Source organism: Comamonas sp. FG99 (assembly GCF_057808605.1).
In genome coordinates, this window is sequence record NZ_JBMDII010000020.1 from 1 (window position 1) to 19,652 (window position 19,652).

The following is a 19,652-nucleotide window of genomic DNA, read 5'->3' on the forward strand; positions in this document are numbered from 1 at the left end:
GGGCCGGCGCGGGCGCCGGGGCCGGCGCGGGCGCCGCAGCAGCGGCCGCACCTTCGGCGGCTTCGAGGCTCAGCACCACCGAGCCTTCGCTGACCTTGTCGCCGATCTTGACCTTCAACTCCTTGACCACGCCGGCATGGCTGGACGGGATCTCCATCGAGGCCTTGTCGGACTCGACGGTGATCAGGGACTGGTCCACGGCCACGGTGTCGCCGGGCTTGACCAGCAACTCGATCACGCCCACTTCTGCAAAGTCGCCAATATCGGGAACCTTGATGTCGATGACTGCCATGTCAGTATTCCTTTCAGAGCAGCACGCGGCGGAAGTCGGCCAGGATCTGGCCCAGGAAGGCGTTGAAGCGCGCGGCAGCGGCGCCGTCGATCACGCGGTGGTCCCAGGTCAGCGACAGCGGCAGCATCAGGCGCGGCTGGAACTGCTTGCCGTCCCACTTGGGTTCGGTCTGGCTCTTGCACACGCCCAGGATGGCCACTTCGGGCGCATTGATGATGGGCGTGAAGTAGCGCCCGCCGATGCCGCCCAGCGACGAGATGGTGAAGGTGGCGCCGCTCATGTCGGCCGGGCCGAGCTTGCCGTCGCGGGCCTTCTTGGCGAGGTCACCCATTTCCTGGCTGATCTGCAGCACGCCCTTCTTGTCGGCGTCCTTGATGACCGGCACGACCAGGCCGTTCGGCGTGTCGGCCGCGAAGCCGATGTGGTAGTACTGCTTGTAGATCAGCGCGTCGCCATCGAGCGAGCTGTTGAACTCGGGGAACTTCTTGAGCGCGGCCACGCTGGCCTTGATCAGGAAGGCGAGCATGGTGACCTTGACGCCGCTCTTCTCGTTCTCCTTGTTGGTGGAGACGCGGAAGGCTTCGAGATCGGTGATGTCGGCGTCGTCGTGGTTGGTGACGGCCGGGATCATGATCGCGTTGCGCGTCAGGTTCGCGCCGCTGATCTTCTTGATGCGCGAGAGCTCCTTGCGCTCGATGGGGCCGAACTTGGCGAAATCCACCTTGGGCCAGGGCAGCAGGTCGAGGCCGACGCCCGAGCCACCACCGGCCGGGGCCTTGGCGGCCTGGGCCTTGGTCTGCACCGCGCCCGCCATCACCTGCTTGGTGAAGCTCTGGATGTCTTCGGCGGTGATGCGGCCCTTCTGGCCGGAGCCCTTGACTTCCTCCAGCGGCACGCCCAGCTCGCGGGCGAACTTGCGCACCGACGGCGAGGCATGCGGCAGCTGGCCCGAAGGCGCCACCGTGGGATTGTGCGCGGGCACGGCTGCGGCGGCCACCGGGGCAGCCGCGGCCTGGGCCGCAGCCGCTGCGGGAGCGGCAGCCGGTGCGGCGGCGGCCGGTGCAGGTGCCGGGGCGGCTGCAGCCGCAGCCGCGGCCACGCCCTGGGCGCTCATCTGGCCGACCACGTCGCCCACGTTGACCTTGTCGCCGATCTTCAGCGTCAGCGCGGTGATGGTGCCGGCGGCCGGCGACGGGATCTCCATCGAGGCCTTGTCGGATTCAACGGTGAACAGCGACTGCTCGGCCGTCACGGTGTCGCCCACCTTGACCAGCAGCTCGATCACGGCCACATCCTTGAAGTCGCCGATGTCGGGCACCTTGATGTCCAGCGGGCCGGCGGCGGCTGCGGGCGCAGCGGCGGCCGGCGCGGGTGCCGGAGCTGCTGCGGCGGGCGCGGGCGCTGCGGCGGGCGCCGCGGCTTCGCCCGCGGCCTCCAGCTTCACGATCACCGAGCCTTCGGATACCTTGTCGCCGATCTTGACCAGAATTTCCTTGATCACGCCAGCATGGCTGGACGGGATTTCCATCGACGCCTTGTCCGACTCCACCGTGATCAGCGACTGCTCCTGGGCCACCGTATCGCCCACGTTGACCAGCAGCTCGATCACGCCCACTTCCGCGAAGTCACCGATATCGGGAACCTGAATGTCAATCAATGCCATTGTCTTGTCTCCTAGCGATCAGGCATACAGCGGGTTGATCTTGTCGGCCTGGATGCCGTACTTGGCGATGGCCTCGGCCACCTTCTGCGCCGGCAGCTTGCCTTCCTTGGCCAGGCAAGTCAGCGCGGCCACCACGATGTAGTGGCGGTCCACCTCGAAATGCTCGCGCAGCTTGCGGCGGAAGTCCGAGCGGCCGAAACCGTCGGTGCCCAGCACCTTGTACTGGCGGCCTTCGGGGATGAAGGGACGGATCTGCTCCGCATAGGCCTTCATGTAGTCGGTCGAGGCGATCACCGGGCCGCTGCTCTTGGCCAGCTGCTGGGTCACGAACGGCACGCGCGGGGTCTCCAGCGGGTGCAGCATGTTCCAGCGCTCGGCGTCCTGGCCGTCGCGGGTCAGCTCGTTGAAGCTCGGGCAGCTCCACACATCGGCGGCAATGCCCCAGTCCTTCTCCAGCAGCTCCTGGGCGAAGAACGATTCGCGCAGGATGGTGCCCGAGCCCAGCAGCTGCACGCGCTCCTTGGCGTCGCCGCCGGCCTTGGACAGGTACATGCCCTTGAGGATCTGCTCCTCGGTGCCGGGCGTGAGGCCGGGCATCGCGTAGTTCTCGTTCAGCAGCGAGATGTAGTAGAAGACGTTTTCCTGGTTCTGCACCATGCGGCGCAGGCCGTCCTGCATGATCACCGCCACCTCGTGCGCGAAGGTCGGGTCGTACGAGATGCAGTTCGGGATGGTGTTGGCCAGGATGTGGCTGTGGCCGTCCTCGTGCTGCAGGCCTTCGCCGTTGAGCGTGGTGCGCCCCGAGGTGCCGCCCAGCAGGAAGCCGCGCGCCTGCAGGTCGCCGGCCGCCCAGGCCAGGTCGCCGATGCGCTGGAACCCGAACATCGAGTAGTAGATGTAGAACGGGATCATGACGCGGTTGCTGTGGCTGTAGCTGGTTGCCGCAGCAATCCAGCTGGACATGCCGCCCGCCTCGTTGATGCCTTCCTGCAGGATCTGGCCTGCCTTGTCCTCCTTGTAGTACATCACCTGGTCCTTGTCGACCGGGGTGTACTGCTGGCCATGGGGGTTGTAGATGCCGATCTGGCGGAACAGGCCTTCCATACCGAAGGTGCGGGCCTCGTCCACCAGGATGGGCACCACGCGCGGGCCGATGGCCTTGTCGCGCAGCAGCTGGGTCAAAAAGCGCACATAGGCCTGCGTGGTCGAGATCTCGCGACCCTCGGGCGTGGGCTCGAGCACGGCCTTGAAGGTATCGAGCGCGGGCGCGGTGAACTGCTCGTCGGCCTTTTCGCGGCGGTGCGGCAGGTAGCCGCCCAGCGCCTTGCGGCGCTCGTGCAGGTACTTCATCTCCGGCGTGTCGTCGGCCGGCTTGTAGAACGGGAGCTCGGCCAGCTGGCTGTCGGGGATCGGGATGTTGAAGCGGTCGCGGAACTCGCGGATCGCGTCGTCGTCCAGCTTCTTGGTCTGGTGCACGTTGTTCTTGCCCTCGCCCACCTTGCCCATGCCGAAGCCCTTGACGGTCTTGACCAGCAGCACCGTGGGCTGGCCCTTGGCGTTGTTGGCTTCGTGGAAGGCCGCGTAGACCTTCTGCGCATCGTGGCCGCCGCGGCGCAGGTTCCAGATCTCGTCGTCGCTCATGTGCTCGACCATCTTCAGCGTGCGCGGATCGCGGCCGAAGAAGTGCTTGCGCACGTAGGCGCCGTCATTGGCCTTGAACGACTGGTAGTCGCCGTCGTTCACGTCCATCATCAGCTTGCGCAGCGCGCCGTCCTTGTCCTTGGCCAGCAGCTCGTCCCAGCCCTTGCCCCACAGCAGCTTGATGACGCTCCAGCCGGCGCCGCGGAATTCGCCTTCCAGCTCCTGGATGATCTTGCCGTTGCCGCGCACCGGGCCGTCCAGGCGCTGCAGGTTGCAGTTGATGACGAAGACCAGGTTGTCGAGGTTCTCGCGCGCCGCCAGGCTGATCGCGCCCAGCGATTCCGGCTCGTCCATCTCGCCGTCGCCGCAGAACACCCAGACCTTGCGGTTCTCGGTGTTGGCGATGCCGCGGGCATGCAGATACTTGAGGAAGCGCGCCTGGTAGATCGCCATCAGCGGGCCCAGGCCCATGGACACCGTGGGGAACTGCCAGAAATTTGGCATCAGCTTGGGGTGCGGGTAGCTGGAGACGCCCTTGCCGTCCACCTCCTGGCGGAAGTTCAGCAGCTGCTCTTCGGAGATGCGGCCTTCGAGGTAGGCGCGGGCATAGATGCCGGGCGAGACGTGGCCCTGGATGTACAGGCAGTCGCCGCCGTGGTTCTCGCTCTCGGCATGCCAGAAGTGGTTGAAGCCGGCGCCGAACATGTTGGCCAGCGAGGCGAACGAGCCGATGTGGCCGCCCAGGTCGCCGCCTTCGGGCGGGTGGATGCGGTTGGCCTTGACCACCATCGCCATCGCGTTCCAGCGCATGTAGGCACGCAGGCGCTGCTCGATCTCGAGGTTGCCGGGGCAGCGCGCCTCCTGGCCAGGCTCGATGGTGTTGACGTAGCCGGTGGTGGCCGAGAACGGCATGTCCACGCTGCTCTGGCGGGCGTGCTCAAGCAGCTCCTCCAGCAGCGCATGGGCATATTCCGCGCCTTCGCGGTCGATCACCGCGGACAGCGCGTCCATCCATTCACGAGTTTCCTGATCATCCGTACGAGGCGCTTGGGCCTGGGGGTTTTGCTCGGGCTGACTAGACATCTTGCACGTCTCCTTTTCACCTTAAGTGTTACATCGAAAACTAGGGGATGCAGGCGAGTTTCGCACAGTTCCGTTAAATTTCAAATAGCGATTTTGATTTTTATAATATGAAATTTTGTTGCGCTCGCACAATGAAGAACAGAGTTTCAATGCGCCACGCTGGCTGGCGCGGATTCGCCGCTCATCTACACTTGCGGCCATGAACCCGCCGGAAAAACCCACTGCCGCAGTTGACCTTTCGGCCGCGCCCCGCACGCCCTGGTGGCGCACCTGGTGGCGCGGGCTCTCGCCATCGCGCCAGGACCGCGTGGCCATGGCGGCGCCGCTGGTGGCGGTGGTGCTGTTCTTGATTGCCATGCTGGCGGTGTTCTGGTACCTGCGCTCGGAAGAGCTGGAGCGCGAGTACGACGCGCTGCGCCGCGACATGGAATACGCCCAGCAGCGCATCGGGCTGCGCCTGCTGGAGCGCCAGGACCAGGTGCTGCGGCTGGCGCGCGACCTGAGCAACCAGGACATCGAGAAAAACGGCTTCGTCGACCGCGCCGACACGCTGATCAGCCAGTACGCCGAGCTGCAGGCGCTGAGCTGGCTCGACAACAAGCGCCAGGTCAAGGCCACGCAGTTCGGCCCCAGCGTGGCCGCCAGCGAGCTGCTGACGGTGGGCGAGATCGTGCGCAAGAAAGAGGTGCTCGACCTGTTCGAGCTCACGCGCAACACCCAGCAGCCCATGTATTCGCAGCCCATGGTGGCGCCGAACGCGGCGCCCATGCTGCTGCTGGAGGTGCCGATCTCGGACCAGGGACGCTTTTCCGGCGTGGTGCTGGCCGAATTCTCGATCGACAACCTGCTGCGCTATGCCACGCCCACCGAGGTGCTGGCGCGCTACGCGGTCACCATGCTGGATGCGCAGGGCCACATCATCGCCGGCACCGCGCTGTCGCGCCGCGCCGCGGGCCAGCTGCTGCCCTGGCGCGCCGCGCCCAACCACTACGAGGTGCGGGTATTGCCGGTGGGCAACGGCCTGATCCTGCGCGCCCAGGCCTACCGCACCTCGCTGGGGCTGGTCGGCAACGGCCTGTTCTGGGTGGTGGGCGTGCTCAGCCTGATGACCGCCTGGCTGCTGGTGGCCACCTGGCGGCACACGCGCCGGCGCATCCGCACCCAGGCCGCGCTGCAAAACGAGATCAATTTCCGCCGCGCGATGGAGAACTCCATCCTCACCGGCATGCGCGCGCTGGACCTGCACGGCCGCATCACCTATGTGAACGCCGCGTTCTGCCAGATGACGGGCTGGAGCGAGCGGGATCTGGTCGGCCAGACCCCGCCCTACCCCTACTGGCCCGAGGGCGACCACAGCACCTACCACGACATGCTGATCGACGAGATGAGCGGCAAGGTGATCCCCGGGGGCTTCCAGCTGCGGGTCAAGCGCAAGAACGGCAGCACCTTCGAGGCGCGGCTCTATGTCTCGCCGCTGATCGACGGCCACGGCCGCCAGACCGGCTGGATGACCTCGATGACCGACATCACCGAGCCCAACCGCATCCGCGAGCAGCTCTCGGCCTCGTACGAGCGCTTCACCATCGTGCTGGAGGCGCTGGACGCCTCGGTCTCGGTGGCGCCGCTGGGCAGCTCCGAGCTGCTGTTCGCCAACAAGCTCTACCGCCAGTGGTTCGGCTCGCAGACCGCCGGCCACCTGCAGCTGGTGGCCCAGGCCGGCGTGCTGCCCGCCGCCACGCCCAGCGGCCCCGACGACGAGGACGGGCTGATGGGCCTGCCCAGCGACTCGCTCACCGCCAGCGTCAGCGGCAACGCCGAGATCTACCTGCCCGAGCTGGACAAGTGGCTGGAGGTGCGCTCGCGCTACCTCAACTGGGTGGACGGGCGCCTGGCGCAGATGGTGATCGCCAATGACATCACGGCGCGTCGCCGGGCCCAGGAGCAGGCCGCGCGCCAGGCCGAGAAGGCCGAGACCGCGAGCCGCCTCATCACCATGGGCGAAATGGCCTCCAGCGTGGCGCACGAGCTGAACCAGCCGCTGTCGGCCATCAGCAACTATTGCAGCGGCATCATCTCGCGCGTGAAGAACGGCCAGATGACCGAGGAGACCCTGCTCGGCGCGCTGGAGAAGACCGCGCACCAGGCGCAGCGCGCCGGCCAGGTGATCCACCGCATCCGCTCCTTCGTCAAGCGCAGCGAGCCCAACCGCACCTCGTCCGACGTGGCCGAGATCGTCGGCGAGGCGCTGGAGCTGGCCAACATCGAGCTCAAGCGCCACAACGTGCGCCTCACCCACCACATCGCCGCGCGCCTGCCGCGCATCATGGCCGACAGCATCCTGATCGAGCAGGTGCTGATCAATTTGATGAAGAACAGCGCCGAGTCCATCGCCAACGCCAGCCGCCCGCCGCACCAGCGCCTGGTGGAGCTGCGCGTGGTGCCCAAGAAAATCAATGGCGCCGATGTGATAGAGTTTTCCGTCCAGGACACCGGGCGGGGCCTCTCGCCCGAAGTGCTGGATCGCCTCTTCCAGGCCTTCTTCTCCACCAAGAGCGAAGGCATGGGCATAGGGCTGAACCTGTGCCGCAGCATTGTCGAGTCCCACCACGGCCGGATGCAGGCCGATAACCTCTACAATGGCGGCGACATCACGGGTTGCCGGTTCAGCTTCTGGCTCCCCGTGGGAAACTAGTCTGAAGGAATAGTGCATGAGCTTGATCCCGAAGAAGGGCACCGTTTACGTAGTGGATGACGACGAGGCAGTCCGCGACTCGCTGCAGTGGCTGCTGGAAGGCAAGGATTACCGGGTGCGCTGCTTTGAATCGGCCGAATCCTTTCTGGCGCGCTACGACCCCCGCGAAGTCGCCTGCCTGATCGCCGACATCCGCATGGGCGGCATGAGCGGTCTGGAGCTGCAGGACCGGCTGATCGAGAACAAATCCCCGCTGCCCATCGTCTTCATCACCGGCCACGGCGATGTGCCCATGGCGGTGGACACCATGAAGAAGGGCGCGCTGGATTTCATCCAGAAACCCTTCGACGAGGCCGCGCTGGTCACCCTGGTGGACCGCATGCTCGACAAGGCGCGCGAAGCCTTCGCCGGCCACCAGCAGGCCGCCAGCCGCGATGCGCTGCTGGCCAAGCTCACCGGGCGCGAATCGCAGGTGCTGGAGCGCATCGTCGCCGGGCGGCTGAACAAGCAGATCGCCGACGACCTGGGCATCAGCATCAAGACCGTGGAGGCGCACCGCGCCAACATCATGGAAAAGCTCAACGCCAACACCGTGGCCGACCTGCTCAAGATCGCGCTGGGCGGCGCCGCCGCCAAGGCCTGAAGCCACGAACATCTACTAATTTCATAGCATCATGCGCTGATACCATCTACGGTACAGCGCATTTTTCATTCAAGGCTCTACATGACCGCACAACTCATCGATGGCAACGCCCTCTCCCGCCAACTGCGCGCCGACGTCAAGACCCGCACCAAAGGCCTGAAGGCCCGGGGAATCACGCCCGGCCTGGCGGTGATCCTGGTCGGCGACAACCCCGCCAGCCAGGTCTATGTGCGCAACAAGGTCAAGGCCTGCGAGGACGTGGGCTTCTACTCGGTGCTGGAGAAGTACGAGGCCACCATGACCGAGGCCGAGCTGCTGGCCCGCGTCGAGGCGCTGAACAACGACCCCGGCATCCACGGCATCCTGGTGCAGCTGCCGCTGCCGGCGCATATCGACGGCCACAAGGTGATCGAGACCATCTCGCCCGCCAAGGACGTGGACGGCTTTCACGTCGCCTCGGCCGGCGCGCTGATGGTGGGCGAGGCCGGCTTCAAGGCCTGCACGCCCTACGGCTGCATGAAGATGCTCGAATCCATCGGCATGCAGGATCTGCGCGGCAAGCACGCGGTGGTGATCGGCCGCTCCAACATCGTCGGCAAGCCCATGGCCATGATGCTGCTGGCGGCCAATGCCACCGTCACCATCACCCATAGCGGCACGGCCGACCTGGCGGCGATGACGCGCCAGGCCGACATCGTGGTCGCGGCGGTGGGCAAGCGCAATGTGCTTACCGCCGACATGTGCAAGCCGGGCGCGGTGGTGATCGACGTGGGCATGAACCGCAACGACGAGGGCAAGCTCTGCGGCGACGTGGATTTCGACGGCGTGAAGCAAGTCGCCGGCTACATCACCCCGGTGCCTGGCGGCGTGGGCCCGATGACCATCACCATGCTGCTGGTCAACACGCTGGAATCCGCCGAGCGCGCCGCCTGAGCGGCAGGGGCGCAGGCGCGGCAGTCGCCATGCAATGCTTTGCACTCGGCACGGCAAAGGCCCATGGCGCGACCCGACAATCGGTTTGCGATCAAGATGCGTGCAGCGCGAACCATTGATTATTTATAGTCTGCAAGCAAGTTGATAGCAGACGATTCGTCTCCAACTACCAGGCACCATGACCCAATTCCAGCCCGCCCAGCCCGTCTTGTCCGCCCTCGCCGCCAATCCCCTGCTCGATTTTTCCGGCCTTCCGCTGTTCGACCAGGTTCGCCCCGAACACATCGCGCCGGCGGTCGACATCCTGCTCGCCGAATCCGAGGCGGCGCTCGCCAAGGTGACCGCGCCCGACTTCCCGGCGCAGTGGAGCGCCATCGCCCAGGTGCTGGACGTGGCCACCGAAAAGCTCGGCCGCGCCTGGGGCATGGTGGGCCACCTGAACTCGGTGGCCGACACGCCCGAGCTGCGCGCCGCCTACAACGCCCAGATGCCCAAGGTCACCGCGTTCTGGACCCGCCTGGGCGCCGACGAGCGCCTGTACGCCAAGTACAAGGCCATAGACCCCGCGAGCCTGAACGCCGAGCAAAGGCAGGCGCTGGCGAATGCGATCCGCAACTTCGTGCTCTCGGGCGCGGAGCTGCAGGGCGCCGACCGCGAGCGCTATGCCGAGCTGCAGGAAAAAATGGCCACCACCTGCCAGAAGTTCAGCGAAAACGCGCTCGACGCCACCGACGGCTTCGCCTACTACGCCCAGCTCGATGAGCTGCAGGGCGTGCCGCAGGACGTGATCAACGCCGCGCGCGCCGCCGCCGAGGCCGACGGCAAGAACGGCTACAAGCTCACGCTGCAATTTCCCTGCTACCTGCCGGTGATGCAGTTCGCCGCCAGCAGCGCGCTGCGCGAAAGGCTCTACCGCGCCTACACCACCCGCGCCAGCGAGCTGGGCGACGCCAAACTCGACAACACGCCGCTGATCGTCGAGATCCTGCGGATGCGCGAGGAAGAAGCCCGCCTGCTCGGCTACCCCAACTTCGGTGAACTCTCGCTCGCGCCCAAGATGGCCCAGTCGGCCCCGCAGGTGCAGGGCTTCCTGCAGGAGCTGGCCGCCAAGGCCAGGCCCCATGGCGAGAAAGACGTGCACGACCTGCGCGAATTCGCCCGCGCCGAGCTCGGCCTGGCCGATCCCCAGCCCTGGGACTGGAGCTATATCGGCGAAAAACTCAAGGAGGCGCGCTACGCCTTCAGCGAGCAGGAAGTCAAGCAGTACTTCACCGCGCCCAAGGTACTGGCCGGGCTGTTCCAGATCGCCGAGACGCTGTTCGACATCCAGATCCGCCGCGACCGGGCACCGGTCTGGAACCCGGCCGTCGAGTTCTACCGCATCGAGCGCCAGGGCCAGCTGCTGGCGCAGTTCTACCTCGACCCGCCCGCGCGCAGCGGCAAGCGCGGCGGCGCCTGGATGGACGACGCCCGCACCCGCTGGCTGCGCCCCGACAACGGCCAGCTGCAGACGCCCATCGCGCACCTGGTGTGCAACTTCGCCGCCGGCGTGGCGGGCAAGCCGCCGCTGCTCACGCATGACGACGTGATCACGCTGTTCCACGAGTTCGGCCATGGCCTGCACCACATGCTCACCCAGGTCAACGAGCGCGACGTCTCGGGCATTGCCGGCGTCGAATGGGACGCGGTCGAGCTGCCCAGCCAGTTCATGGAGAACTTCTGCTGGGAGTGGGAGGTACTGCGCCACATGACCGCGCATGTGGACAGCGGCGAGCCGCTGCCGCGCGCGCTCTACGACAAGATGATCGCCGCGAAGAACTTCCAGTCGGGCATGCAGACGCTGCGCCAGATCGAATTCGCGCTGTTCGACATGCGCATCCACACCGAGCTGCATGGCAGCGGCATCAGTGCCGCATCGGTCTATGGCGTGCTCGGCGAAGTGCGCCGCCAGGTGGCGGTGCTGCCCTCGCCCGCCTTCACCCGCACGCCCAACACCTTCACCCACATCTTCTCGGGCGGCTATGCGGCCGGCTACTACAGCTACAAGTGGGCCGAGGTGCTGTCGGCCGACGCCTTCGCCGCCTTCGAGGAAGCCGCCCAGGCCAAGGGCTGCGCCGACGTGGTGGACCCGGCCATCGGCCGGCAATACCTGCACGCCATCCTCGAAGCCGGCGGCAGCCGCCCGGCGATGGAGTCGTTCAAGGCCTTCCGCGGCCGCGAACCGCAGCTCGAAGCCCTGCTGCGCCACCAGGGCATGGCCGAGCCGGCAGCGGCCTGAGCATGGTGCAAGCCCTGCGCCGCAAGACGGCCGGCTGGGCGGCCGCGCTGGCCCTCGCGCTGAGCGGCTGCGCCACGGCTCCCGCCGATGGCGCGCGCCTCGACGCCACGCCGCGCGTGGCCGTGGTCTCCGCCTTCCAGCCCGAGCTGGCGCTGCTGCTCGGCCAGGTGCAGGGCGCGCGGCAGTACCGCGTCAACGGCGTGGAATTCACCACCGGCACGCTGCAGGGCAAGAACGTGGTGCTGTTCCTCTCGGGCATCAGCATGACCAATGCGGCCATGAACACCCAGCTGGTGCTCGACCGCTTCAAGGTCTCGCACATCGTGTTCTCCGGCATCGCCGGCGGCGTGAATCCCGGGCTGCACATCGGCGACGTGGCGGTGCCGCAGCAATGGGGCCAGTACCTGGAGGTGCTGATGGCGCGCGAGAGCGCGCCGGGCCGCTTCAGCCCGCCCGCGCGGATGAAGGACGCCACCTTCCCGCCATTCGGCATGCTGTACCCGCGCCCGGTCGAAGTGCGCAGCGCCGCCCAGCCCCAGCCCACGCGCCGCTTCTGGTTCGAGGCCGACCCCGGCCTGCTGGCCACCGCGCGCCAGGTGGCCCAGGTGCCGCTGCAGCACTGCGCCGCGGGCCACTGCCTGAGCCACCCGCCGCGCCTGGTGGTCGGCGGCAACGGCGTCTCGGGCCAGGCCTTCATGGACAACAAGGCCTACCGCGAATACACCTACCAGACCTTCCAGGCCAATGTGCTCGACATGGAGACCGCCGCGGTCGCCATGGTGGCCTACAGCAACAGCGTGCCCTACATCGCCTTCCGCTCGCTCAGCGACCTGGCCGGCGGCGGCGAGGGCGAGAACGAGATGAGCACCTTCATGCAGCTCGCGGCCGACAACTCGGCCAAGGTGCTGCTGGCGTTTCTTGCGGCCTGGAAATAGCCCAAGCCAAGAGCACCTCATAAAAAGATAGCTGCTAGCACCTACCCCATAAGGTTTTCAGATATAAAACTATTTGAAAACCTTGTGCAGCAAGCGCTTGCAGCTATGCTTTTCAGAACTCCAGCGTCTGCACGCCCTGCTCGGTGCCCAGCAGGCAGACCGCGGCCTTCTGGTGCGCGAACACGCCCACCGTCACCACGCCCGGCCACTGGTTGACCTCGGATTCGAAGCCCAGCGGATCGGCGATGGCCAGGCCGCTCACGTCCAGGATGTGCTGGCCGTTGTCGGTGACCAGCGGCGCGCCGTCCTTCAGCCGCAGCACCGCCTGGCCGCCCTTGGCCGCGAAGCGGCGCGCGATCTGCGCGGCGGCCATCGGGATCACCTCCACCGGCAGCGGAAAACGCCCCAGCGTCTGCACCTGCTTGGAGGCATCGGCAATGCAGATGAAGCGATCGGCCAGCGCGGCGACGATCTTTTCGCGCGTGAGCGCCGCGCCGCCGCCCTTGAGCATGTGGCCGCGGCCGTCGATCTCGTCGGTGCCGTCGATGTAGACCGACAGGCGCTCGACCTGGTTGGCATCGAGCACCTTCACGCCGATGGCGCGCAGGCGTTCGGTGCTGGCCTCGGAGCTGGAGACCGCGCCCGCGATCTGCTCCTTGATGGCGGCCAGCGCATCGATGAATTTGTTGACCGTGGAGCCCGTGCCCACGCCCACCACCTCGCCGGCTTGCACATATTGCAGGGCTGCGCGGCCCACTTCGGCCTTGAGTTCGTCTTGAGTCATAGGGTTATCAGCGAAAATCGGCAAACTCCGTGATTATCCCATCCCCATGTCCCTGATCCCCTACTCCCTGGCCCGCACCGTGCTTTTCGGCATGGAGCCGGAATCCGCGCACGAGCTGACGATGAACCTGCTGGCCTCGGGCCAGAACTCCGCGCTGGCCTGCGCCTGGCGCAATCCGCGCGTGCACGATCCGCTGACGCTCGCCGGCCTGCGGTTTCCCAACCGCGTGGGCCTGGCCGCCGGGCTGGACAAGAACGCGCGCTGCATCGACGGCCTGGGCGCCATGGGCTTCGGCTTCGTCGAGGTCGGCACCGTCACGCCGCTGGCCCAGCCGGGCAATCCCAAGCCGCGCATGTTCCGCATTCCCGAGAAGAACGCGCTCATCAACCGCCTGGGCTTCAACAACGAGGGGCTGGCCGCCTTTGTCGCCAATGTGCGCAAGGCGCGCTTTCGCCAGCAGCCCCAGCCGCTGCTGCTGGGCCTGAACATCGGCAAGAACGCCGCCACGCCGATCGAGAACGCCACCAGCGACTACCTCCAGTGCCTGGACGGCGTCTACCCGCATGCGGACTACATCACGGTCAACATCAGCTCGCCCAACACCAAGAACCTGCGCGCGCTGCAAAGCGACGCGGCGCTCGATGCGCTGCTGGGCGCGATGGCCGAGCGCCGCGAACAGCTGGCCGCGCAGCACGACCGGCGCAAGCCGGTGTTCGTGAAGATCGCGCCCGACCTCACGCCCGAGCAGGTGGCGGTGATTGCCGCCACGCTCAAGCGCCATGGCATGGACGGCGTGATCGCCACCAACACCACCATCGCCCGCGACGCGGTGGCCGGCCTGGCGCATGCCGAGGAGAGCGGCGGCCTCTCGGGCGCGCCGGTGCTCGAGGCCAGCAACGCGGTGATCCGCCAGCTGCGCGCCGAGCTGGGCGCGGGCTTTCCCATCATCGGCGTGGGCGGCATCCTGAGCGGCGCCGACGCGGTGCGCAAGATCGAGGCCGGCGCCGACGTGGTGCAGATCTACACCGGGCTGATCTACCGCGGCCCCGCGCTGGTGCTGGAGGCGGCGCGCGCGCTGCAGGCGCTCAAGCGCTAATCCTCGCTAAGCGGCGGCGCTGCCGCGCAGCCCGAGCTTGTCCAGCAACTGCCGGTCGGCCTGCACATCGGGGTTGCCGGTGACCAGCAGCTTGTCGCCATAGAAGATGGAGTTGGCGCCGGCCAGGAAGCACAGCGCCTGCACCGCATCGCCGAGCTGCTGGCGGCCGGCCGACAGGCGCACGCGCGCCCGCGGCATCAGGATGCGCGCCACCGCGATCACGCGCACGAAATCCAGCGGATCGACCGGTTCGCTGTCGGCCAGCGGCGTGCCCGGCACGCGCACCAGGCTGTTGATCGGCACCGACTCGGGATAGGGATCGAGGTTGGCCAGCTGCGCCAGCAGGCCGGCGCGGTGCACCGGCGCCTCGCCCATGCCCACGATGCCGCCGCAGCACACGCTGATACCCGCCTGACGCACATGGGCCAGGGTGTCGAGCCGATCCTGGTAGGCGCGGGTGCTGACCACGTCGGTGTAGTACTCGGGCGCGGTGTCGAGATTGTGGTTGTAGTAGTCCAGCCCGGCATCGCGCAGGGCCTCGGCCTGGTGCGCCTGCAGCATGCCCAGCGTGGCGCAGGTCTGCAGGCCCAGGTCCTTGACGGTGGCGATCAGCTCGGCCACGCGCTCGATGTCGCGGTCCTTGGGCGCGCGCCAGGCGGCGCCCATGCAAAAGCGCGTGGCGCCCGCATCCTTGGCGGCCTGCGCGGCCTGACGCACCTCGTCCACCGCCATCAGCTTGTTGGCCTGCACGCCGGTATCAAAAGATGCCGATTGAGGGCAGTAACCGCAGTTCTCGGGGCAGCCGCCGGTCTTCACCGACAGCAGCGTGGCCAGCTCGATATCGCCCTCGGGCCAGTGCTGGCGGTGCACACTCTGGGCCTGGTGCAGCAGGTCGAGGAATGGAAGTTCCAGCAAGGTCTGGACTGCATCGATCGTCCAGGGCCCGGCCACGGCGGGCGGCACTGGCTTGTCGTAGAACTGCAGGGGCTTCATCGTCGCTCCGTAGTGTCGAGAAACGGTGATTGTGCCCGCAACCGTCCTACCTTTCGCGATACCCAGGTTGCAAAACGAGCCAGTCAGGCCGGATCGGCATCCTCGAAGAACACCAGCTTGTTGCCGAACGGATCGTGGAGCCGCAGCTCGCGCATGCCCCAGGGCATGCGCTCCAGCCCCGGCCGGGCATAGCCGTACTGCCTGGCCTGCAGCTCGCGCTGCAAGGCCGGCAGATCCGGGCAGGCCAGGCGCACATTGGCGCCCGGGCAGGCATCGCCGTGGTGCTCCGACAGGTGCAGCACATAGCGCAGCCCGCCCCATTCCCGGCTGATCTGCTGGTACAGCGGCAGCGCCGGCTCGAAGCGGTGCTGCCAGTCCTGCGCGAAGCCCAGGAAGCCGAAGTAGAACTCCTCGGCCTTGCGCTGGTCAAAGCTGCGCAGCACCGGGATGATCGTCTGGCCGGGCGCCATCGCTCAGCCCAGCGCCGCGATCACCTCGGGCGGCGCCTGCACCAGCTCGATCAGCACGCCCTCGCCCGAGACCGGGAACTCGTCATTGCCCTTGGGGTGCAGAAAGCAGATGTCGTAGCCCGCCGCGCCCTTGCGGATGCCGCCGGGCGCAAAGCGCACGCCCTGGGCGCCGAGCCACTCCACCGCCTTGGGCAGGTCGTCGATCCACAGGCCGATGTGGTTCAGCGGCGTGGCATGCACCGCGGGCTTCTTGTCCATGTCGAAGGGCTGCATGATGTCCACCTCGACCGTATGCGCGCCCCGCCCCATGGCGAGGATGTCCTCGTCGACGTTTTCGCGTTCGCTCTGGAAGGTGCCGGTCTGGGCCAGGCCCAGCATATCGACCCACAGGCGCTTGAGGCGATTCTTGTCGGTGCCGCCGATGGCGACCTGCTGCATGCCCAGCACCCTGAACGGGCGCGCTGCTTGGCTCATGGAGTTCTCCTTTTTCCGATGGATGGCGCATTATCGGCAATCCGCCCCGCCCGCAACGGCCCGCAGGCGCACCTGGATGACAGGCGCTACTTCCTGCGCCCCTTGACGCCAGCCCTTGGCGGCAGGCCGGTGTGCTGGGTCAGGATCTGCCCGGGCTTGGGCTGCTCGCGGCGAAAACGCACGTCGCCGGCCGGCTCCTGCGAGGGGCGCCGGGGCGCCAGCGCCACCGGCTTGCCGTCCTTGTTGATGGCGTAGGCCTGGCCACTCCCTCTGGACTTCGCCGCGCCGGGCGTGCTGTTCTTCTTGCGCGCGCTCTGGTAGCCGCCATCCACCAGCGGCTGGAAGGTGGGGATCAGGTGGTGCTTGCCGTTGCCGATCAGGTCGGAGCGGCCCATGGCCTTGAGCGCCTCGCGCAGCAGCGGCCAGTTGTTCGGGTCGTGGTAGCGCAGGAACGCCTTGTGCAGGCGGCGGCGCTTTTCGCCGCGCACGATGTCCACGCTCTCGTCCTGTGCATCGCGCATCTGGCGGCGCACGCGGGTCAAGGGGTTGCGGCCCGAGTGGTACATGGCGGTGGCGGTAGCCATGGGGCTGGGGTAGAAGGTCTGCACCTGGTCGGCGCGAAAACCGTTCTTCTTGAGCCAGATGGCGAGGTTCATCATGTCCTCGTCGCTGGTGCCGGGGTGGGCGGCGATGAAGTACGGAATCAGGTACTGCTTCTTGCCCGCCTCTTCGCTGAACTTCTCGAACAGCTGCTTGAAGCGGTCGTAGCTGCCGATGCCGGGCTTCATCATCTTGGCCAGCGGGCCGGACTCGGTGTGCTCGGGCGCGATCTTGAGATAGCCGCCCACATGGTGCTGCACCAGCTCGCGCACGTATTCGGGCGACTTCACCGCCAGGTCGTAGCGCAGGCCCGAGCCGATCAGGATCTTCTTGATGCCGGGCAGCTTGCGCGCGCGGCGGTAGATCTTGATCAGCGGGCCGTGGTCGGTGTGCAGGTTCTGGCAGATGCCGGGGAAGACGCAGCTGGGCTTGCGGCAGGCGGCTTCGATCGCGGGGCTCTTGCAGCCCAGGCGGTACATGTTGGCGGTGGGGCCGCCCAGGTCGGAGATGGTGCCGGTGAAGCCCTTGACCTTGTCGCGGATGTCCTCGAGCTCCTGGATGATGGAGTCCTCGGAACGGCTCTGGATGATGCGGCCCTCGTGCTCGGTGATGGAGCAGAAGGTGCAGCCGCCAAAGCAACCGCGCATGATGTTGACCGAGGTGCGGATCATCTCCCAGGCCGGGATCTTGGTCGCGCCGTCGTGGCTGCCGCTCTGGTCGGCATAGCTCGGGTGCGGGCTGCGCGCATAGGGCAGGCCGAAAACCCAGTCCATCTCGGCGGTGGTCAGCGGGATCGGCGGCGGGTTCAGCCACACGTCGCGCGCCGTGGCGCCCTCGCCATGCGCCTGCACCAGCGCACGGGCATTGCCGGGGTTGGTCTCCAGGTGCAGCACGCGGTTGGCATGGGCGTAGAGGATGGCGTCGCCCTTGACCTGCTCGTAGCTGGGCAGGCGGATCACCGTCTTGTCGCGCGGCGGCTGCTTGCCCTTGGCGCGCAGCGAAAGATGGGGCACGAACTGAATCGGCTGCACGTCGGTCACCGTGGCGGCGCCGACCTCGTCCTTGGAGCAGGTCTGGCCCTGGGCCTCGGCCTGCTCGCTGGTGGTCATGTAGGGGTTGAGGTGCGGCTCGACCACGCCGGGCTCATCCACCGTGGTGGAGTCGAGCTCGTACCAGCTCGCATCCGAATGCCGGCGGATGAAGGCGGTGCCGCGCACATCGGTGATGCTTTCCACCGGCTCGCGCGCCGCGATGCGGTGCGCCACCTCGACCAGCGCGCGCTCGGCGTTGCCGTACAGCAGGATGTCGCACTTGCTGTCCACCACGATGGAGCGGCGCACCTTGTCGCTCCAGTAGTCGTAGTGGGCGATGCGGCGCAGGCTGCCCTCGATGCCGCCGAGCACGATGGGCACGTCCTTGTAGGCCTCGCGGCAGCGCTGGCTGTAGACGATGGCCGCACGGTCGGGCCGCTTGCCGCCCACATCGCCCGGCGTGTAGGCGTCATCCGAGCGGATCTTGCGGTCGGCCGTGTAGCGGTTGATCATGGAATCCATGTTGCCCGCGGTCACGCCCCAGAACAGGTTGGGCCGGCCCAGGGCCTTGAAGGCCTCGGCGCTTTGCCAGTCGGGCTGGGCGATGATGCCCACGCGAAAGCCCTGCGCCTCCAGCACCCGGCCGATCACCGACATGCCGAAGCTGGGATGGTCGACATAGGCGTCGCCCGTCACCAGGATGATGTCGCAGCTGTCCCAGCCGAGCTGGTCCATCTCGGCCCGGCTCATGGGCAAGAATGGTGCGCTGCCAAAGCGCTTGGCCCAGTACGGGCGGTAGCTGGTCAGCGGCTTGGCGGCGCGCTCGAAAAAGGAGACATCGATGGGAGCGCTCATGGCAAAGGGATCGCAAAGGGATCAGGCAAGAGTGGGCGCACAAGCGCGCGGACCGGCACAAAAAGGGCACAGGCAGGAGGGCCAATAGTTTAGCGGCATGCCCGCTTTGATGTGGGCGCACGGGTATACCCGTAGGCTATAAAGCCAATCGGCGCCGGGTGCAGCACCGGGCGCCGATTCAGATGCAGCGGCGGGTGTCTACCACTCGCCGCCTTCGCGCACGCGCTGCGCGAGGTCGACATAGGCGTTGCTGTCGTTGGCCGGATCGCCCCACTCGGCCGGCGGCAGCATCTGGATCGCATAGCTCGGAGGCTCCATGCCGGAGCGGCCAAATTCATGATCGTTCAGGGCATCGTCGGCGATGAGGCGGTGGGACTGCATGGCTGCTCCGAAAGTAATGCGCGATCGAATGGCAACGAACTTCCGGACAGGTGAGCTTTTGCCACTCGATTGCTGGGTAAGATGTCTTGCTCCGGCTGTGCAACCTGTCCGCCCCGCTATTGAAACAGGGCCATGTGTATAACGCATGACAAAGCCAAATCGTTGACCCGCCAGTTGCAAGAATTTGCTTCCCCGCATGCCCTTTTCCATCGCGCACCCCGTCCACAGCGAATTGACCATCAAGAAGAGCCGCTTCATTGGCTGCGTGCAGCCGGTGCGCGGCCGCCCGCATGCGCAGGAGATCGTGGATGCGCTGCGCGCCGAACACCCCGGCGCCACCCATGTCTGCTGGGCACTGCTGGCCGGCAGCGACGGCGCCGCCAATGACGACGGTGAGCCCAGCGGCACCGCCGGGCGGCCGATGCTGAACGTGCTGCGCCACCAGGATCTGCAGAACGTGCTGGCCACCGTGGTGCGCTACTACGGCGGCGTGAAGCTGGGCGCGGGCGGGCTGGTGCGCGCCTATACCGATGCGGTGGCGCAGGCGCTGCTGGCGGCCGAGAAGCTGCCGGTGCAGTCGTTCAGCGAGCTGGGCTGCCGCTTCGCCTACCCGCACGAGGGCCTGGTGCGCAGGCTGGCGGCCGAGGCGGGGGCCGAGATCCTCGAAGTGCGGCACGCAGCCGACGTGCACCTGCTGCTGCGCGTGAACGACCGCGAGCGCGCCGCGCTGCGCGCCGGCATCAGCAGCGCCACGCAAGGCCAGGCGCGGTTCGACGCCGACCCGGCCCCGGGCTGACGGCCCGCGCCG

General features: G+C 67.2%; 16 protein-coding genes. 7 read left to right on the forward strand and 9 right to left on the reverse strand.

What is annotated here, in order from left to right; translation table 11 throughout:
* The 3 genes from ACODRX_RS14515 to aceE all read right to left on the reverse strand — a co-directional run.
* The coding region (locus ACODRX_RS14515) for a biotin/lipoyl-containing protein (RefSeq protein WP_488872232.1) at nt 1-292 on the reverse strand (292 nt) is incomplete at its 3' end.
* A 13-nt stretch (nt 293-305) separates the two neighbouring features.
* Nucleotides 306-1,955, reverse strand: coding sequence for a dihydrolipoyllysine-residue acetyltransferase (aceF, locus tag ACODRX_RS14520; protein ID WP_488872233.1), 1,650 nt, complete (start codon nt 1,953-1,955; stop codon nt 306-308).
* A gap of 18 nt (nt 1,956-1,973) precedes the next feature.
* Nucleotides 1,974-4,679 carry a pyruvate dehydrogenase (acetyl-transferring), homodimeric type gene (gene aceE, locus ACODRX_RS14525; RefSeq protein WP_488872234.1) on the reverse strand — a complete coding sequence of 902 codons (2,706 nt, stop codon included), beginning with the start codon at nt 4,677-4,679 and terminating at the stop codon, nt 1,974-1,976.
* 199 nt (nt 4,680-4,878) lie between these two features.
* Between aceE and ACODRX_RS14530 the strand changes: the two genes are divergently transcribed.
* The 5 genes from ACODRX_RS14530 to ACODRX_RS14550 all read left to right on the forward strand — a co-directional run bounded on the left by ACODRX_RS14530 (nt 4,879) and on the right by ACODRX_RS14550 (nt 12,160).
* Complete coding sequence (locus tag ACODRX_RS14530) at nt 4,879-7,371, forward strand: PAS domain S-box protein (RefSeq protein WP_488872235.1); 2,493 nt, start codon at nt 4,879-4,881, stop codon at nt 7,369-7,371.
* Nucleotides 7,372-7,387: 16 nt separating this feature from the next.
* Complete coding sequence (locus ACODRX_RS14535; RefSeq protein WP_488872236.1) at nt 7,388-8,014, forward strand: response regulator transcription factor; 627 nt, start codon at nt 7,388-7,390, stop codon at nt 8,012-8,014.
* 81 nt (nt 8,015-8,095) lie between these two features.
* Nucleotides 8,096-8,947 carry a bifunctional methylenetetrahydrofolate dehydrogenase/methenyltetrahydrofolate cyclohydrolase FolD gene (folD, locus tag ACODRX_RS14540; protein ID WP_488872237.1) on the forward strand — a complete coding sequence of 284 codons (852 nt, stop codon included), beginning with the start codon at nt 8,096-8,098 and terminating at the stop codon, nt 8,945-8,947.
* Between the two features lie 178 nt (nt 8,948-9,125).
* Entirely contained in the window at nt 9,126-11,225 is a 2,100-nt protein-coding gene (locus tag ACODRX_RS14545; RefSeq protein WP_488872238.1) for a M3 family metallopeptidase, read from the forward strand.
* A 2-nt stretch (nt 11,226-11,227) separates the two neighbouring features.
* Entirely contained in the window at nt 11,228-12,160 is a 933-nt protein-coding gene (locus ACODRX_RS14550) for a 5'-methylthioadenosine/S-adenosylhomocysteine nucleosidase (RefSeq protein ID WP_488872239.1), read from the forward strand.
* A gap of 112 nt (nt 12,161-12,272) precedes the next feature.
* Here the strand turns inward: ACODRX_RS14550 and rpiA are convergent, their stop codons facing one another.
* Nucleotides 12,273-12,944, reverse strand: coding sequence for a ribose-5-phosphate isomerase RpiA (gene rpiA, locus ACODRX_RS14555; protein ID WP_488872240.1), 672 nt, complete (start codon nt 12,942-12,944; stop codon nt 12,273-12,275).
* Nucleotides 12,945-12,990: 46 nt separating this feature from the next.
* Here rpiA and ACODRX_RS14560 point away from each other — a divergent pair, with 46 nt between their 5' ends.
* A complete protein-coding gene (locus ACODRX_RS14560; RefSeq protein WP_488872241.1) occupies nt 12,991-14,040 on the forward strand; it encodes a quinone-dependent dihydroorotate dehydrogenase in 1,050 nt (349 codons plus the stop codon).
* A gap of 6 nt (nt 14,041-14,046) precedes the next feature.
* On the opposite strand, the gene bioB is transcribed toward ACODRX_RS14560, so the two are convergent.
* From bioB to ACODRX_RS14585, 5 genes are all read right to left on the reverse strand, one after another.
* Nucleotides 14,047-15,033: a biotin synthase BioB gene (gene bioB, locus ACODRX_RS14565; protein WP_488872242.1), complete on the reverse strand. Its 987-nt coding sequence runs from the start codon at nt 15,031-15,033 to the stop codon at nt 14,047-14,049.
* An 83-nt stretch (nt 15,034-15,116) separates the two neighbouring features.
* A complete protein-coding gene (locus ACODRX_RS14570; protein ID WP_488872243.1) occupies nt 15,117-15,503 on the reverse strand; it encodes a glyoxalase superfamily protein in 387 nt (128 codons plus the stop codon).
* Between the two features lie 3 nt (nt 15,504-15,506).
* Nucleotides 15,507-15,977, reverse strand: a complete 471-nt coding sequence (locus tag ACODRX_RS14575) for a VOC family protein (RefSeq protein WP_488872244.1) — start codon at nt 15,975-15,977, stop codon at nt 15,507-15,509.
* A gap of 86 nt (nt 15,978-16,063) precedes the next feature.
* A complete protein-coding gene (locus ACODRX_RS14580) occupies nt 16,064-18,463 on the reverse strand; it encodes a YgiQ family radical SAM protein (protein ID WP_488872245.1) in 2,400 nt (799 codons plus the stop codon).
* Between the two features lie 198 nt (nt 18,464-18,661).
* Nucleotides 18,662-18,844: a hypothetical protein gene (locus ACODRX_RS14585; protein WP_488872246.1), complete on the reverse strand. Its 183-nt coding sequence runs from the start codon at nt 18,842-18,844 to the stop codon at nt 18,662-18,664.
* Nucleotides 18,845-19,040: 196 nt separating this feature from the next.
* Between ACODRX_RS14585 and ACODRX_RS14590 the strand changes: the two genes are divergently transcribed.
* Nucleotides 19,041-19,640 (forward strand): IMPACT family protein, encoded by a 600-nt coding sequence (locus tag ACODRX_RS14590; protein ID WP_488872247.1) that lies wholly within the window; start codon nt 19,041-19,043, stop codon nt 19,638-19,640.
* The last annotated feature ends 12 nt before the right edge of the window (nt 19,641-19,652 follow it).